General features: G+C 50.5%; 13 protein-coding genes. 10 read left to right on the top strand and 3 right to left on the bottom strand.

Annotation, left to right across the window (positions count from 1 at the left end; all coding sequences use genetic code 11):
* Positions 1-276: 276 nt before the first annotated feature.
* The 6 genes from OGW44_RS01290 (at position 277) to OGW44_RS01265 (ending at position 7,191) form a co-directional block, all read left to right on the top strand.
* Positions 277-1,908: a sensor histidine kinase gene (locus OGW44_RS01290; protein ID WP_016155492.1), complete on the top strand. Its 1,632-nt coding sequence runs from the start codon at positions 277-279 to the stop codon at positions 1,906-1,908.
* Positions 1,905-2,624 carry a two-component system response regulator DcuR gene (gene dcuR, locus OGW44_RS01285; RefSeq protein WP_016155419.1) on the top strand — a complete coding sequence of 240 codons (720 nt, stop codon included), beginning with the start codon at positions 1,905-1,907 and terminating at the stop codon, positions 2,622-2,624. The genes OGW44_RS01290 and dcuR overlap by 4 nt, the downstream gene beginning before the upstream one ends.
* Before the next feature lie 297 nt (positions 2,625-2,921).
* Complete coding sequence (locus tag OGW44_RS01280) at positions 2,922-3,224, top strand: hypothetical protein (protein ID WP_131341598.1); 303 nt, start codon at positions 2,922-2,924, stop codon at positions 3,222-3,224.
* Positions 3,225-3,342: 118 nt separating this feature from the next.
* Positions 3,343-4,683, top strand: a complete 1,341-nt coding sequence (dcuB, locus tag OGW44_RS01275; RefSeq protein WP_003031873.1) for an anaerobic C4-dicarboxylate transporter DcuB — start codon at positions 3,343-3,345, stop codon at positions 4,681-4,683.
* A 96-nt stretch (positions 4,684-4,779) separates the two neighbouring features.
* Positions 4,780-6,426, top strand: a complete 1,647-nt coding sequence (gene fumA, locus OGW44_RS01270; RefSeq protein ID WP_016155418.1) for a class I fumarate hydratase FumA — start codon at positions 4,780-4,782, stop codon at positions 6,424-6,426.
* A gap of 147 nt (positions 6,427-6,573) precedes the next feature.
* On the top strand, positions 6,574-7,191 hold the full coding sequence (locus tag OGW44_RS01265) for a DUF2238 domain-containing protein (RefSeq protein ID WP_016155491.1): 618 nt from the start codon (positions 6,574-6,576) through the stop codon (positions 7,189-7,191).
* Positions 7,192-7,217: 26 nt separating this feature from the next.
* Here OGW44_RS01265 and OGW44_RS01260 read toward each other — a convergent pair whose 3' ends face one another.
* From OGW44_RS01260 to melA, 3 genes are all read right to left on the bottom strand, one after another.
* A complete protein-coding gene (locus OGW44_RS01260; protein WP_016155416.1) occupies positions 7,218-7,472 on the bottom strand; it encodes a SemiSWEET transporter in 255 nt (84 codons plus the stop codon).
* 2 nt (positions 7,473-7,474) lie between these two features.
* The gene (melB, locus tag OGW44_RS01255) at positions 7,475-8,905 is read right to left on the bottom strand and encodes a melibiose:sodium transporter MelB (RefSeq protein WP_104652206.1); all 1,431 of its coding nucleotides are present in this window, start codon (positions 8,903-8,905) and stop codon (positions 7,475-7,477) included.
* A 92-nt stretch (positions 8,906-8,997) separates the two neighbouring features.
* The gene (melA, locus tag OGW44_RS01250) at positions 8,998-10,353 is read right to left on the bottom strand and encodes an alpha-galactosidase (protein ID WP_049259806.1); all 1,356 of its coding nucleotides are present in this window, start codon (positions 10,351-10,353) and stop codon (positions 8,998-9,000) included.
* 269 nt (positions 10,354-10,622) lie between these two features.
* Between melA and melR the strand changes: the two genes are divergently transcribed.
* The 4 genes from melR to adiC all read left to right on the top strand — a co-directional run bounded on the left by melR (position 10,623) and on the right by adiC (position 16,642).
* Positions 10,623-11,555: a transcriptional regulator MelR gene (gene melR, locus OGW44_RS01245; protein ID WP_016155413.1), complete on the top strand. Its 933-nt coding sequence runs from the start codon at positions 10,623-10,625 to the stop codon at positions 11,553-11,555.
* A gap of 277 nt (positions 11,556-11,832) precedes the next feature.
* Positions 11,833-14,100 (top strand): arginine decarboxylase, encoded by a 2,268-nt coding sequence (adiA, locus tag OGW44_RS01240; RefSeq protein ID WP_016155412.1) that lies wholly within the window; start codon positions 11,833-11,835, stop codon positions 14,098-14,100.
* Positions 14,101-14,415: 315 nt separating this feature from the next.
* Positions 14,416-15,177, top strand: a complete 762-nt coding sequence (locus OGW44_RS01235; RefSeq protein WP_016155411.1) for an AraC family transcriptional regulator — start codon at positions 14,416-14,418, stop codon at positions 15,175-15,177.
* Positions 15,178-15,304: 127 nt separating this feature from the next.
* The gene (adiC, locus tag OGW44_RS01230; protein WP_016155410.1) at positions 15,305-16,642 is read left to right on the top strand and encodes an arginine/agmatine antiporter; all 1,338 of its coding nucleotides are present in this window, start codon (positions 15,305-15,307) and stop codon (positions 16,640-16,642) included.
* Positions 16,643-16,773 lie beyond the last annotated feature (131 nt).

Below are 16,773 nucleotides of genomic sequence, written 5' to 3'. Positions count from 1 at the left end.
AATTGCAGAAAAATGACTGACCGCTGCATTCCACAGCAAAACCCCGCCTTATACCCATTTACACACAGAGTTATCCACAATCGTAAGCAAAATAGTGGTCAGCCTCCCTGAAAGAAGTGAAAGCAGATAAGGAAATCTCTATATAAAAAGAGACTCGCTCTACGCTATATATAGAAGAAAAGCACAGGCAGCCCATGCCCCATCATCCCTACCACCTTTGAATTACGCATCCCATCAGGCGATAATACCCATACAAACCGTGATTCCAGGACCGTGATGAGACACTCTCTGCAACGTACTGCTATACGCAAACGCCCAATGAAGCTCGGCACTACCGTGATCCTCATGGTCAGTGCGGTACTCTTCTCCGTACTGCTTGTCGTTCATCTGATTTATTTCTCGCAAATCAGCAACATGACGCGCGATGCATTAGCAGGTAAAGCGCTTGCGGTCGCACGAACGCTGGCAAACTCCCCGGAGATCCGCCAGGGGCTAATGAAAAAGCCCGAGGAAAGCGGTATTCAGGCGATTGCCCAGGCGGTGAATAAGAGCAACGATTTTTTGTTCATCGTCGTCACCGATATGCAAAGCATTCGTTACTCCCATCCCGAAGCGCAGCGAATCGGTCAGCCGTTTAAAGGCGATGACATTTTGCTGGCCCTGCAAGGGAAAGAGAATGTCGCCATTAATCGCGGATTTCTGGCGCAAGCCCTGCGCGTATTTACCCCTATTTATGACGAGCATCACCGGCAGATAGGCGTCGTGTCGATCGGCCTTGAGCTAAGCAGGGTGACTGAGCAGATCAATAACAGCCGTGGCAGCATCTTTTGGTCCATCTTATTTGGCGTGCTGGTTGGGCTGCTCGGCACATGGGTATTTGTCAAAGTCCTCAAGCGTATTCTGTTTGGTCTGGAGCCGTATGAAATCTCCAATCTGTTCGAACAACGCCAGGCGATGCTGCACTCTATAAAGGAAGGCGTCATTGCCGTTGACGAGTGCGGTGAAGTGACGCTGATAAACCAGGCGGCACAAGAGTTGCTGGATTACCACAAATCGCAAGACGATGCCCAGCTCTCCACGCTCAGCCACGCATGGTCAAAAGTGGTCGATTTTTCACAGGTACTGCATGACGGAACGCCGCGTCGCGATGAAGAGATCATGGTGAAGGATCGGCTACTCTTAATTAACACGGTTCCGGTACTCAGCAACGGTAAAATCATCGGGGCCATTTCAACATTCAGAGATAAGACTGAAGTCCGAAAACTAATGCAACGACTGGACGGCATGGTCAACTATGCCGACGCACTTCGTGAACGATCCCACGAATTCATGAATAAATTGCACGTGATTCTGGGATTATTGCATCTGAAAAGTTATAAGCAGCTTGAAAATTACATCCTGAAGACCGCCAACAGTTATCAGGAAGAGATTGGCTCACTGTTAGGAAAAATAAAATCCCCGGTGATCGCAGGATTTTTACTCAGTAAGATTAATCGCACATCTGATTTAGGCCATAGCCTGGTGATCAGCAATGAAAGCCAGTTGCCGGAAAACAGCAACGAAGATCAGGTGGCTGTGCTGATTACCGTTCTGGGGAATTTGATTGAAAACGCCCTGGAGGCGCTAGGTCAAGAACCTGGTGGCGAGATCAGCGTATCCTTACATTATCGACACGGCTGGTTGCATTGCGAAGTGAATGACGATGGTCCGGGGATTGCCCCCGAACACATTGAGCACATCTTTGAGAAGGGCGTTTCGTCAAAAGGAACCGAACGGGGCGTTGGTTTAGCGCTTGTTAAACAACAGGTTGAAAACGTTGGCGGCAATATTTCCGTCGAGTCAGAACCTGGGATCTTCACCCAATTTTTTGTACAGTTACCGTGGAATGGTGAGAGGGCCAGCAGATGATCAATGTCTTAATTGTCGATGACGATGCAATGGTAGCGGAATTAAACCGCCGTTATGTCGCGCAACTCTCCGGTTTTCATTGCTGCGGCACAGCCTCCACGCTGGAGAAAGCAAAAGAGATAATCTTTCATAGCGGTAATCATATCGATTTGATTTTGCTTGATATTTATATGCAAAAAGAAAACGGTCTGGATCTGTTGCCTGTATTGCACAGCGAAGGTTGCAAGTGTGATGTTATTGTCATCTCTTCCGCCGCTGACGCGACCACCATCAAAGACTCTCTCCACTATGGTGTCGTTGACTACCTGATCAAACCGTTCCAGGCGTCCCGTTTTGAAGAGGCGCTGACCGGCTGGCTACAGAAGAAAACCGAGATGGAAAAGCATCAGTACTATGAACAGTCTGAGCTTGACCAGTTGATTCACGGCAGCTCCTCCAATGAACAGGAAGCGCGGCGCTTACCTAAAGGATTAACGCCACAAACGTTACGCACGCTGTGCCAGTGGATTGATGAGCATCAGGATCAGGAATTCTCCACCGATGAACTGGCCAACGAAGTCAATATCTCGCGCGTTTCTTGCCGTAAATATCTTATCTGGCTCGTCAATTGTCACATCCTATTTACCAGCATCCATTATGGCGTAACCGGTAGACCGGTTTATCGTTACCGCGTTCAGGCTGAACATTACTCATTACTAAAACAATATTGCCAATAAAAACAATTTGGGATTATTTGTTATTTGAAAGTAACAATTATTAAAATAATGAAAAATCCCTTCTTTTCTGAATCATGCTGCAGAATTATAAATTTGCGTTAGATCAAATATATTTGTATCCAGCATGTTAAATGTATTATTTTAATATTGATTAACGTCACACTGTTTTTAATTTCAAAATCGCTAACAAAAGTTAATTAAGTATTATCTAGCTCGCAGAGTGTGTATTTTTACCCATAAAGGATTAGTCTGAAATTAACCAGACATACAAAATCTAGACTGGTAGCAATGGAGACCATGCTACGTACCATGGACACCGTACATTTTTGTGAGCAAATAAAAGTATCCGCACGCCAACCTCATCACATTATGAAATGGCGTGAGCGTGATCACACAAATAACCTACTCACCCATTCTGTCGGTGGTTCACGTAATAGCGGAAAACGCAAAACAGATAAATTACAGCGTCAACCACAGCTCTCCATGTCCAGCTCTGCTTCCCATCGCCTGAGGATTCTCTCCTCTGATCAAAGCCACAGAAAAAAGCTAAATATCGCCATAACGTTAAAAAAACATTCTAGCAAGACATTTGAACATTAATCGCAAATACGGACATATCGAATACTGACCATTTTTTGATGCCTATTCCGGCAAAAAAGAATGTGGCACAGATCCATTTTTCAAAAAATTGACTGGTTTTTTCGCGAGGGTAAATAAAATGTTATTTAGTATACAACTTCTTATAATATTAATATGTTTGTTTTATGGTGCCAGAAAGGGCGGTATCGCGCTGGGTTTATTAGGCGGTATCGGCCTGGTCATTCTGGTTTTCGTTTTCCATCTCCAGCCGGGTAAACCACCTGTAGATGTAATGCTGGTTATTATTGCCGTGGTGGCCGCATCGGCAACCTTGCAAGCCTCCGGCGGCCTTGACGTTATGCTGCAAATCGCTGAAAAGCTGCTGCGCCGTAACCCAAAATACGTTTCCATCGTCGCCCCGTTCGTTACCTGCACCCTGACGATTCTCTGCGGTACAGGCCACGTGGTATACACCATCCTGCCAATCATTTATGACGTTGCCATTAAGAACAATATTCGCCCGGAACGTCCGATGGCAGCGAGTTCTATCGGTGCGCAGATGGGGATTATCGCCAGCCCGGTGTCCGTGGCCGTTGTATCACTGGTCGCAATGCTGGGTAACGTAACGTTTGAAGGCAAGCATCTTGAATTCCTCGACCTGCTCAGCATCACTATCCCGTCTACCCTGTTGGGTATCCTGGCGATCGGTATCTTCAGTTGGTTCCGCGGTAAAGATCTGGATAAAGATGAAGAGTTCCAGAAGTTTATTTCCGTTCCTGAAAACCACAACTACGTTTATGGCGATACCGCCACACTGTTAGACAAAAAGCTGCCGAAAAGCAACTGGCTGGCCATGTGGATCTTCCTTGCCGCTATCGCCGTTGTTGCCGTGCTCGGCGCGTTCTCTGAGCTGCGCCCTACCTTCAGCGGCAAACCGCTGTCAATGGTACTGGTTATCCAGATGTTCATGCTGCTGACCGGTGCGCTGATTATTATCCTGACGAAGACCAATCCCGCTTCAATATCTAAAAACGAAGTCTTCCGTTCCGGTATGATCGCGATTGTGGCGGTGTACGGTATTGCCTGGATGGCCGAAACAATGTTCGGCGCGCACATGACGGAAATCGAAGGTGTGCTGGGCAATATGGTGAAAGAGTATCCGTGGGCCTATGCAATTGTTCTGCTGTTGGTTTCCAAATTTGTAAACTCCCAGGCTGCGGCGCTGGCGGCGATTGTTCCGGTCGCACTGGCAATTGGGGTTGATCCAGCGTACATCGTTGCTTCCGCTCCGGCATGTTACGGTTACTACATTCTGCCGACTTACCCGAGCGATCTGGCGGCTATTCAGTTTGACCGTTCCGGCACCACCCACATTGGCCGTTTCGTTATCAACCACAGCTTCATTCTACCTGGGTTGATCGGCGTGAGCGTATCCTGTGTCTTTGGTTGGATCTTCGCCGCAATGTACGGTTTCCTGTAATTACAGTGCGCGTGCCGTCCGCTTTGGAACGGCACGCCACCGTCAAGACACAGAGAATTTTAAAATTCCTGAGAAAAATGAAAAGGCTGGAAGCAAATGTCAAAAGTTGAATTCACTTATCAGGCGGCTTTCCCACTGGGGGAAGACAAAACTGAGTACTACCTGCTGACCTCCGATCACGTCAGCGTCGGCGAGTTTGAAGGCGAAACAATCCTGAAAGTAGCCCCTGAAGCACTTACGCTACTGGCCCAACAAGCCTTCCACGATGCCTCCTTCATGCTCCGCCCTGAACACCAACAGCAAGTCGCCTCAATTCTCCATGATCCCGAAGCCAGCGAAAACGATAAATACGTAGCGCTGCAGTTCCTGAGAAACTCCGAAATCGCTGCTAAAGGCGTATTGCCAACCTGCCAGGACACCGGTACGGCAATTATCATGGGTAAAAAAGGTCAGCGCGTCTGGACCGGTGGCGGCGACGAAGCGGCACTCTCCAAGGGCGTATTTAATACCTATATTGAAGATAACCTGCGCTACTCGCAAAACGCGGCGCTGGATATGTACAAAGAAGTGAATACCGGCACCAACCTGCCCGCACAAATCGACCTGTACAGCGTGGACGGTGACGAATACAAATTCCTGTGCGTGGCCAAAGGCGGCGGTTCAGCGAACAAAACCTATCTGTATCAGGAAACCAAAGCGCTGCTGACGCCCGGCAAACTGAAAAACTTCCTGGTAGAGAAAATGCGCACGCTGGGTACCGCAGCATGCCCGCCGTACCACATTGCATTCGTCATTGGCGGCACGTCAGCGGAAAGCACCCTGAAAACGGTGAAGCTGGCCAGCACACACTACTATGACGCACTGCCGACTGAAGGTAATGCGCACGGCCAGGCGTTCCGCGATCTGCAACTGGAACAGGAACTACTGGAAGAAGCGCAGAAACTCGGCCTCGGCGCCCAGTTTGGCGGAAAATACTTCGCGCACGATATCCGCGTGATCCGCCTGCCTCGCCACGGCGCATCCTGCCCGGTTGGTATGGGTGTGTCTTGCTCCGCAGACCGTAACATCAAGGCCAAGATTAACCGCGAAGGGATCTGGATCGAAAAACTGGAACATAACCCAGCCCAGTACATTCCGGAGTCGCTGCGCCAGGCAGGCGAAGGTGAAGTGGTTAAAGTTGACCTTAACCGCCCAATGAAAGAGATCCTCGCTCAGCTTTCTCAGTATCCGGTTTCTACCCGTCTGTCGCTGAGCGGCACCATCATTGTCGGCCGCGATATTGCCCACGCGAAGCTAAAAGAACGTATTGAGTCCGGCGAAGGTCTGCCGCAGTACGTGAAAGATCACCCTATCTACTACGCGGGCCCGGCCAAAACACCTGCGGGTTATCCGTCCGGCTCTTTAGGACCAACCACTGCGGGTCGTATGGACTCCTATGTTGACCTGCTACAGTCTCACGGCGGCAGCATGATCATGCTGGCAAAAGGTAACCGTAGCCAGCAGGTGACAGATGCCTGCCATAAACACGGCGGCTTCTATTTAGGTAGCATTGGTGGCCCGGCTGCGGTACTTGCGCAGCAGAGTATTAAACATCTGGAATGCGTGGAATACCCGGAGCTGGGTATGGAAGCTATCTGGAAAATCGAAGTCGAAGATTTCCCGGCTTTCATTCTGGTCGATGACAAAGGCAACGATTTCTTCCAGCAAATCGTCAGCAAACAATGCGCTAACTGCGCGAAGTAACCCATTCGGCCCGGCACTGGACTGACAACAGATTTTTGGCGTCAGTCCAGTGATCCCCCCGGGCCAACTTTATCCCCCCATTTACTGGCGTTGAATTTTTGCCGCTCACAGGGAATAGTAACCTTTTCCATTACTTGTGAATTCGCCATGCTCCGCACACTGAACTCCACAATCTTGCACTCTGGCGCGCTGCTCCTGGCGCTAATACTTATCTACACCGGTGTCTCTGCCACGGAGAAAATCACCTGGCTGATGGAAGTTACTCCGGTCATTATTGTCGTCCCACTGTTGCTGGCGACCGTGAAGCGCTACCCGCTGACGCCATTGCTCTACACGCTCATTTTCTTGCACGCCATCATTCTGATGGTCGGCGGTATGTATACCTACGCTAAAGTCCCTGTCGGTTTTCAGGTTCAGGAGTGGCTGGATCTCAGTCGTAACCCCTATGACAAGCTGGGTCACTTCTTCCAGGGTCTGGTGCCCGCCCTGACGGCAAGAGAGATTTTAGTGCGCGGTAATATAGTTCGTGGCCGCAAAATGCTGGCATTTTTGGTCTGCTGCGTGGCGCTGGCGATTAGCGCGATGTATGAGCTGATCGAATGGTGGGCGGCGCTGGCGATGGGTCAGGGAGCGGATGATTTTCTCGGGACGCAGGGCGACCCGTGGGATACCCAGTCGGATATGTTCTGCGCCCTGCTCGGTGCGCTAACCACGGTGCTCGTGTTGGCGGGCTGGCATAACAGACAGTTAAAAACTGCCGGATAGCGCTGACGCTTATCCGGCAATCTGCCCTACCCATTGCGAGACTTGATAACCAGAATCGGCAAGGCGAACAGGAGTGTCAGAAAGTTCGCCATGCTGACAGCAGTATCTTCAATCAATAATCCATAAATCAGCCACAACACCAGCCCACACACAAACATTACATACATTAAACCGGAGATACCCTGCGTGTTGCGGGTGGTAATGACCTTAATCGCTTGCGGTAAGAATGAGAGCGTCGTCAGGCTAGCCGCCAAATACCCAATCCACGAATGCCATTCCATAGCTACGCCTTCACATCACCTGGGGTGACTATCGCAATAGCCGGGATATCCGGTTGTTCATGCTGCTGCGGCATCTTACGGTACTTATCCAACAAATGAATCTGGACCCTGCGCAGCGTGTCGCCGTTCAGTCGGTAAAAGCGGAAGTAAAGGACTAAGGTCACCACAAAAAAGAGTGCAGGTAGCGCGATCATAATGAATTGCATACCAACAATGGTTTCTGCAGACTGCGCGACATTCGGCGCGTAATTAATCACCCCAAGTATCACTGCGATAAAGAAAGCGGCAAATGCAGACCCTCCTTTTACCACCATCGTCTGCACTGAATAAGCGATACTTTCACAACGTACATTCAGTTTGTATTCGCCGTAATCAACGGTATCCGCCACCATAATGACCTGCAACACCCAGAAAAGCGCTGAACCAATATTCAGTAAAATACCAGCAATAACAATGAGTAAGATGTTATGAAAACCGGCTAACGCCATCACCAGCAGCACGATACAGCTGAGCACCGGCAGCACTGATGCCCCAGCCCACAAGATTCGTCGTGACAACGCTTTTACCAATCGAGGAAAGAAAATCAGCGTCAGCAGGTTTGCCGCTCCTGCGTAAGACATGTAGTACGGGAAGAGGCTTGCATCGCCAATCACATAAGTAAAATAGTAAATGGCAAAGCCAGCAATGATATTGGCGGCAATATTGTAAGCCAGCGCCATGCCTAGCAGGCATGATAACTGGTCGTTTTTATAGATGAGCCCAACGATCGCTTTCAGCCCAAGACGACTGCTGTCCGCCGTTGCCTCACTATCTGACGAATAAACCTCATGCACATTACGCAGCGTAACAACGGTAGAAACGATAAAGAATGCAATCAGCACCAGCGTAAACATCTGGAAACCAAAGCCGCGATCGGCCCCGCCAACATAGCTCACAAAGGGCAGCGTTACCCCCGCGGTGACAAACCCAGCCAGGCTTGCGAAGAAACGAGGGAACGGCACCAGTTGTTCACGCTCGCGTTTATCCAGCGTAATAGTTGGCACCAGCGACCAGAATGGAATATCCATAATGGTGTAGGTCATTCCCCATAATATATACGTCACGCAGACAAATACGACTTGCGCAGTGCCCTCAAACAGATGTGCGCTAAAAAGCAAAAACAGTACCAATGAGTTCGCCAGCGTACCGAGTAAGATCCAGGGTTTAAATTTTCCCCACCGCGACCGGGTGGCGTTCACAATCCAGCCCATGATGGGATCGTTTACCGCATCCCAGACCCTTGCCGCCAGGAACAACGTTCCGACCAGCCCCACCGATAATCCCACCACGTCGGTGTAGTAATACATCAGGTACATGTACACAATACCGATGGCGAAATCCTTACCAAACGCTCCAAATCCGTAACTGAGTTTTGTTTTCAGAGAGATGCTCATAGGGTATCGGGTCGCCGTTACCAGCGCCCGCCTTCTGTTAGAGGAAACGTCAGAGGTTAAACGCCGGATGCTCTGCCCGGCGTAATGGTGTGTTAACGGTGTAACCAGGCCGGCAGCCAGTCGCCATGAGACGCGATCAGGTCGTCCACCAACGCATAAATCTCCTCAATCCCCAATACCGCGGCGGTATGCGGATCCATCATCGCCGCGTGATAAACGCGATCGCGATTTTCCGTCAGAATGGCTTCCGTTAGCAGGGTCTGAACATTGATATTGGTTTGCATCATGGCCGCCAAATGTGACGGGAGAGTACCCACCTTCGTGGGCTGGATACCATTCGCATCGACCAGGCAAGCCACCTCCACGCAACAGCCTTGCGGCAGGTTATCAATCAGATGGTCATTGCGAACGTTGCCATACACCACGCTCGGTTCACCGGTCCAGATAGCGTTCATGATAGTGCTGGCATATTCACGTGACGGTTTAATCTCGATCCGCGCCGCCGTTTTGTACTCTTCCAGCTCTTTGTTCCAGTTCGCCAGCTGTTCCACACAGCGTTTTGGATACTCATCCAGTGGAACCTTATAGCGCTCAATCAGATCCTCACGCCCTGGTTTGATAAACCACGGCGTATATTCCGCGAAATGCTCCGACGACTCAGTGACGAAATAGCCCAGCTTTTTGAACATTTCATAGCGCACAATGTTCTGACAACGGGTATTACCGTGAAGATTCGGTTTCGGCGCCTGACCAGATTCATAGGCCGCCAGCAGCTCCGGATAGAGATTCACATAAGCACCGTCAGCCGTTTTACGCTCAAGTTCCAGATAAAACGCCATATGGTTGATCCCGGCGCAGCGATAGCGCAAAGAGGCCGGGTCGATGTTCAAATCGCGGGCCAGCTCCTCCGCTGTCCCTTGCACCGAGTGACACAATCCAACCTGCTTAATATGCGGATAGCGCGCATACATTGCCCAGGTGTTCATCGCCATCGGGTTAACGTAGTTAAGCATGGTGGCCTGCGGGCAGACTTCGGTCATATCCTCACAAATCTGCCATAAATGCGGGATAGTGCGCAGCGCGCGCATAATGCCGCCTGGCCCCAGCGTATCGGCAATCGTCTGCTCCAGACCATGACGTTTACACACCGCAAAATCGGTAACGGTACAAGGTTCATAGCCACCAATCTGGAAAGCGACCACCACAAAATCAGCATCCTGCAATGCCGCTTTTTGATCGGTATAGCAGGTGATACGCCCGGACGCGCCCGCTGAGTCCATCAACTTACGCACCACAATGTGTGACTCTTCCAGCCGAGTAGGATTGACGTCCATCAAGGCGATATGCGCAGATTTCAGCGCATCGCGATGAAAGACGTCCCCGAGGATATTTTTGACGAAAATCGTGGAACCGGCGCCGATAAAGGTAATTTTGGGTGCAGACATCATGACTCTCCAGAACATTAGTGAACACAGTCATGGTGGCACAGCGCATTGATGAAAACTTCCGACTTCCCTGGCGAGCATTCCCATAAACTCAGATCGCCTCTTTACCCCATACTGGATCTGAGTTTATGGGACAAAATTGCACAAAAAGCAGAGTATGCGGCCCCAAAATCTCGCTATGCTCAATGATATCGGTCCAATTTGTGTCCTGATTCTCAGCCTTAATGCGCAGCAAATGACATGATTCTGATAATTCAGGAAATGGAGCAACCATGAGTACATTACCGACATCGCCTCTTCCCCCCGATCCGCACATGTGCAGCAGCGATGAAGAGCAAACCCGCAGCCCATTGTCGCTGTACTCAGAATATCAACGGATGGATATTGAGCTGCGCTCACCGCATGCTATGCCTGCCAGTCACTGGCATGGGCAGGTGGAGATTAATGTGCCGTTTGATGGTGACGTTGAGTACCTCATCAACAACGAAGTGGTGCAGATAAAACAGGGGCACATTACGCTTTTCTGGGCCTGTACGCCGCATCAGCTCACGCGTCCGGGCAGTTGCCAAAGCATGGCTATCTTCAATTTACCGATGCACCTTTTCCTTTCCTGGCCGCTGGATCGCGAACTGATCAACCACGTTACCCATGGCATGGTCATCAAATCGCTGGCGTCGCAGCAGCTAAGCACCTTTGAAGTTCAGCGCTGGCAACAGGAACTGAGCAACCCGAACGAGCAAATTCGCCAGCTCGCCATTGATGAAATTGGTCTGATGCTCAAGCGGTTTAGCCTTTCCGGCTGGCAGCCAATCCTGGTCAATAAAACTTCGCGGACGCACAAAAACAGCGTTTCGCGGCACGCCCAGTTTTACGTAAGCCAGATGCTGAGTTTTATTGCCGATAACTACGATCAGGTGCTCACTATCAACGACGTCGCGGAACACGTGAAGCTCAACGCCAACTACGCGATGGGGATTTTCCAGCGCGTGATGCAACTCACCATGAAGCAGTACATCACCGCAATGCGGATCAATCACGTCCGCGCATTGCTTAGCGATACCGATAAAACCATTCTTGACGTCGCGTTGACCGCCGGATTCCGATCCAGCAGCCGTTTTTATGACACCTTCAGCAAGTTTGTCGGCATGTCGCCGCAGCAGTACCGCAAACTGAGCCAGCAGCGCCGGCAAACAATGGCTGGCTGAGCAGCCAGAAACCACCGGCGTTACCCCGGCCTACGATCCCTATCGTTCGCCGATATCAGTATCAGCCAAAAAAATATTCCCCCTGTCGATAAACAGCGGTGAAAAATCGCCAATAAGCAAACATAACCATTTGTTTAAAAACAAATTAAACACAAATCAGACTATTTATCACCCGCTTTACAGCCCATTTTGTCAGGATAATACTTGCCTGCGTCACATTCATACGGTGTGTCTGCAATCCATAAATTGCATCCTTTCCACAACCGGGTAAAAGATGATGAAAGTATTAATTGTTGAAAGTGAGTTTCTGCATCAGGACACCTGGGTCGGTAGCGCTGTCGAACGTCTGGCTGACGCATTAAGCCGCCAAAATGTTACCGTCATTAAGTCCACCTCATTCGACGATGGTTACGCAATCCTCGCCGCTAATGAAGCCATTGATTGCCTGATGTTCAGCTATCAAATGGAACAACAAGACGAGCACCTGAACGTCAGGCAATTGATCGGCAAGCTCCACGAGCGCCAGCAAAACGTTCCCGTTTTCCTGCTGGGCGATCGCGAAAAAGCCACCGCATCGCTGGATCGCGACCTGCTGGAGCTTGTCGATGAATTCGCCTGGATTATGGAAGATACCGCAGACTTTATCGCCGGACGAGCCGTTGCGGCGATGACCCGTTACCGCCAGCAGCTTCTGCCGCCACTGTTCAGCGCGCTGATGAAGTACGGCGACATCCATGAATACTCCTGGGCGGCGCCTGGTCACCAGGGCGGTGTCGGATTTACCAAAACGCCGGCGGGTCGTTTTTACCATGATTACTACGGTGAAAACTTATTCCGGAGCGACATGGGTATTGAACGCGCATCGCTCGGCTCACTGCTGGATCATACCGGCGCATTTGGCGAGAGCGAAAAATATGCCGCCCGCGTGTTTGGCGCTGACCGCTCCTGGTCCGTAGTGGTCGGGACTTCCGGCTCTAACCGCACCATCATGCAGGCTTGTATGACCGACAACGACGTCGTGGTGCTGGATCGTAACTGCCACAAATCTATCGAGCAGGGGTTGATCCTCACCGGCGCAAAACCAGTGTACATGGTGCCAAGTCGCAACCGGTACGGCATTATCGGCCCTATCTACCCGCAAGAAATGCAACCTGAAACATTGCAGAAAAAAATCAGCGAAAGCCCGCTGACCAAGGGCAAGGCCGGGCAAAAACCGTCTTACAGCGTTGTGACCAACTGTACTTATGACGGTGTTTGCTACAACGCCAAAGAGGCCCAGGACCTGCTCGCGCAAACCAGCGATCGCATCCACTTCGATGAGGCCTGGTACGGTTATGCCCGCTTTAACCCAATTTATGCCGATCACTACGCTATGCGTGGCGCGCCGGGCGATCATAACGGTCCTACCGTTTTTGCGACCCACTCGACCCACAAACTGCTGAACGCGCTCTCTCAGGCGTCTTACATTCACGTCCGTGAAGGTCGTGGGGCCGTGAACTTCTCCCGCTTTAACCAGGCGTACATGATGCACGCCACCACCTCTCCGCTGTATGCCATCTGCGCATCAAACGACGTGGCGGTCTCCATGATGGACGGCAACAGCGGTCTGTCGCTCACTCAGGAAGTGATCGACGAAGCGGTCGATTTCCGTCAGGCTATGGCGCGTTTGTACAAAGAATTTTCCGCCGAAGGCGACTGGTTCTTCAAACCGTGGAACAAAGAAGTGGTAACTGACCCGCAAACCGGCAAAACCTATGACTTTGCCGATGCGCCAACTCAACTCCTGACCACTGACCAGAACTGCTGGGTGATGCGTCCGGGTGAATCCTGGCACGGGTTTAAAGACCTGCCGGATAACTGGAGCATGCTGGACCCAATCAAAGTCAGTATTCTGGCGCCGGGGATGGGCGATGATGGCGAACTGGAAGAGAGCGGCGTACCGGCAGCGCTGGTCACCGCCTGGCTTGGCCGCCACGGTATCGTGCCGACCCGTACCACCGATTTCCAGATTATGTTCCTGTTCTCAATGGGGATTACCCGTGGGAAATGGGGCACGCTGATCAATACCCTGTGCTCATTCAAACACCATTACGATGCCAATACACCGCTGGCGCAGGTGATGCCAGAACTGGTTGAGGAACATCCTGACACTTACGCCAACATGGGCATTCACGATCTGGGCGACACCATGTTTGCCTGGCTGAAAGAGAACAACCCTGGCAGCCGACTCAACGCGGCCTACTCCGGCCTGCCTGTTGCTGAAATCACCCCGCGTGAAGCCTATAACGCGATAGTCAGCGATAACGTTGAGATGGTGGCCATTGAAAATCTGCCGGGTCGTATAGCTGCGAATTCCGTGATTCCTTACCCACCGGGAATTCCAATGCTGCTGTCCGGGGAAAACTTTGGCGACGCCAATAGCCCGCAGATTAGTTATCTACGTTCGTTGCAGTCCTGGGACCACCACTTCCCTGGATTTGAACATGAAACCGAAGGAACGGAAATTATTGACGGTGTATATCACGTCATGTGCGTGAAAGCATAATGTCATTTTATAGATAGTCCGATTTTTAAGGTAGACATGTCATGCTTGAGTAATTCCTGAGTATTGCTGCAAAACAATAACATTGTCATACCTTTTTGCGCGGGACCACCCCGCGCTTTTTTTATACGCAAATATCACGTTTCCACTTGCGTAAAAAAAAGTGTACATAAGAAAAATCCCACCAAACATTGTAATTAATTTCAGACACGTTATTTTAATGCGGTCCTGGATTCATCATACAATTTCAATTTAGCCGATATGGTTCATCTGATGGTGAGCTACGGTGTTTTATGTTCATATTCCTGGAGTTTGGGTATGAGGGTTTGCAGCAGAGCAGCTTGTGTTGTTGTATTAACGGAGAAGGATGTTTGGTTAAGGATTAACGGTAAAGAAGCCATCAGCTTAAAAGCTAATCATATGGCGCTGGTAGCATGCGATAATAATATTATCGATTTCTCATCACTTAATAACGCACTGGTCGTACATATCAGCCGTGATATCATTAAAGACTATCTACGTTTTTTAAATAAAGACCTTTCACAGATCCCACTCTGGCAACGCAGTGCCAACCCAGTGATGACCGCCGTCTGTCTGACGCCGGATGTCTTCCGGGTGGCTGCCCAATATAGCGTAATGGACACAATGGACGAAGGTGAAAGTGTGCGCACGCGCTCGCTACTATTCACGGTGTTATCACGCTTTCTCGGCAGCAAAAAGTTTATTTCTCTGCTCATGCATATACTACGCAGTCGTATCAGCGACAGCGTTTATCACATTATTGAGAGCGATATACATAAAGACTGGAATTTAAGCATGGTTGCCAGTTGCTTATGCCTGAGCCCCAGTTTGTTAAAGAAAAAGCTCAAAAGTGAAAATACAAGTTACAGCCAAATAATTACCACGTGTCGCATGCGTTATGCCGTCAATCAATTATTGATGGATGGCAAAAACATTTCCCAGGTCTCTCAACTGTGCGGATATAACAGTACCTCGTACTTTATTTCCGTATTCAAAGAGTTCTATGGGATGACGCCTCTGCATTATGTCAGTCAACATAGGGAGCCATCCGCTGCCTGATTTTTAATCAGTTAGCGATAAGCCATAATAATATCAGCATTAGCGATACCCCCAGTCCGCCATCATAAAATAGTCTTCTGAAGAGGTATGATAAGACGTCATTTATCCTTATCAGGAGTTACTAAATATGTCGACGGATGCTGATGCTCACAAAGTGGGCTTAATCCCCGTCACCCTTATGGTGTCGGGGAATATTATGGGTTCCGGTGTATTCCTGCTACCCGCAAACCTTGCGTCAACTGGCGGGATTGCAATCTACGGATGGTTGGTCACTATTATCGGTGCTTTGGCGCTGTCGATGGTGTACGCGAAAATGTCGTCCTTAGACTCCAGTCCCGGTGGTTCTTACGCTTATGCCCGCCGCTGTTTCGGTCCTTTTTTGGGCTACCAGACCAACGTCCTGTACTGGCTGGCTTGCTGGATTGGTAACATCGCCATGGTGGTTATTGGCGTCGGTTACCTGAGCTACTTCTTCCCCATCTTAAAAGATCCGCTGGTCCTGACGCTGACCTGCGTCGTGGTACTGTGGATCTTCGTATTGCTGAACATTGTCGGACCGAAAATGATCACCCGTGTACAGGCCGTCGCAACGGTACTGGCGCTGGTGCCAATTGTCGGTATTGCCGTCTTCGGCTGGTTCTGGTTCCGGGGTGAAACCTATATGGCGGCATGGAACGTCAGCGGTATGAACACCTTCGGTGCGATTCAAAGCACACTGAACGTAACCTTGTGGTCATTTATCGGCGTGGAAAGCGCCTCCGTCGCGGCAGGTGTGGTTAAAAATCCCAAACGTAACGTGCCTATCGCCACCATGGGCGGCGTGCTGATTGCCGCCGTTTGCTATGTGCTCTCCACCACGGCGATTATGGGTATGATCCCTAACGCGGCGCTGCGTGTTTCAGCCTCCCCGTTCGGTGATGCCGCACGCATGGCGCTGGGTGACACCGCTGGGGCGATTGTCTCCTTCTGTGCTGCGGCCGGGTGCCTTGGTTCCTTGGGCGGCTGGACGCTGCTTGCCGGGCAAACCGCCAAAGCGGCAGCCGATGACGGCCTGTTCCCACCGATTTTTGCCCGCGTTAACAAAGCCGGTACGCCGGTAGCCGGGTTAATTATCGTCGGCGTTCTGATGACCATCTTCCAGTTCAGCAGCATGTCGCCAAACGCTGCGAAAGAGTTTGGTCTGGTCTCTTCGGTCTCCGTTATCTTCACGCTGGTGCCGTATCTGTACACCTGCGCCGCGCTGCTGCTGCTCGGCCATGGTCACTTTGGTAAAGCGCGTCCGATGTACTTACTGGTGACCTTTATCGCTTTTGTTTACTGCATTTGGGCGGTTGTCGGTTCCGGTGCCAAAGAGGTGATGTGGTCATTCGTCACACTGATGATCATCACCGCGCTGTATGCACTGAACTACAATCGGATCCATAAAAACCCATATCCATTGGATGCTCCGGTAAACAATAACTAACGCAAACAGTCGTCGTTGCCCGATGGTGTAAGGCCATCGGGCCAACGCCGCCCCCCGCGATTCCTGAAATCAACATTAAGAACTTAAGGTTAGCTTAATTTTACTTTGAGAGGATTTGTACCACTTAGTCG

This window comes from Citrobacter sp. Cb023 (assembly GCF_030336805.1).
In the GTDB taxonomy this organism is placed as follows: domain Bacteria; phylum Pseudomonadota; class Gammaproteobacteria; order Enterobacterales; family Enterobacteriaceae; genus Citrobacter; species Citrobacter braakii.
This window is presented reverse-complemented; position numbering and strand designations above follow the sequence as displayed.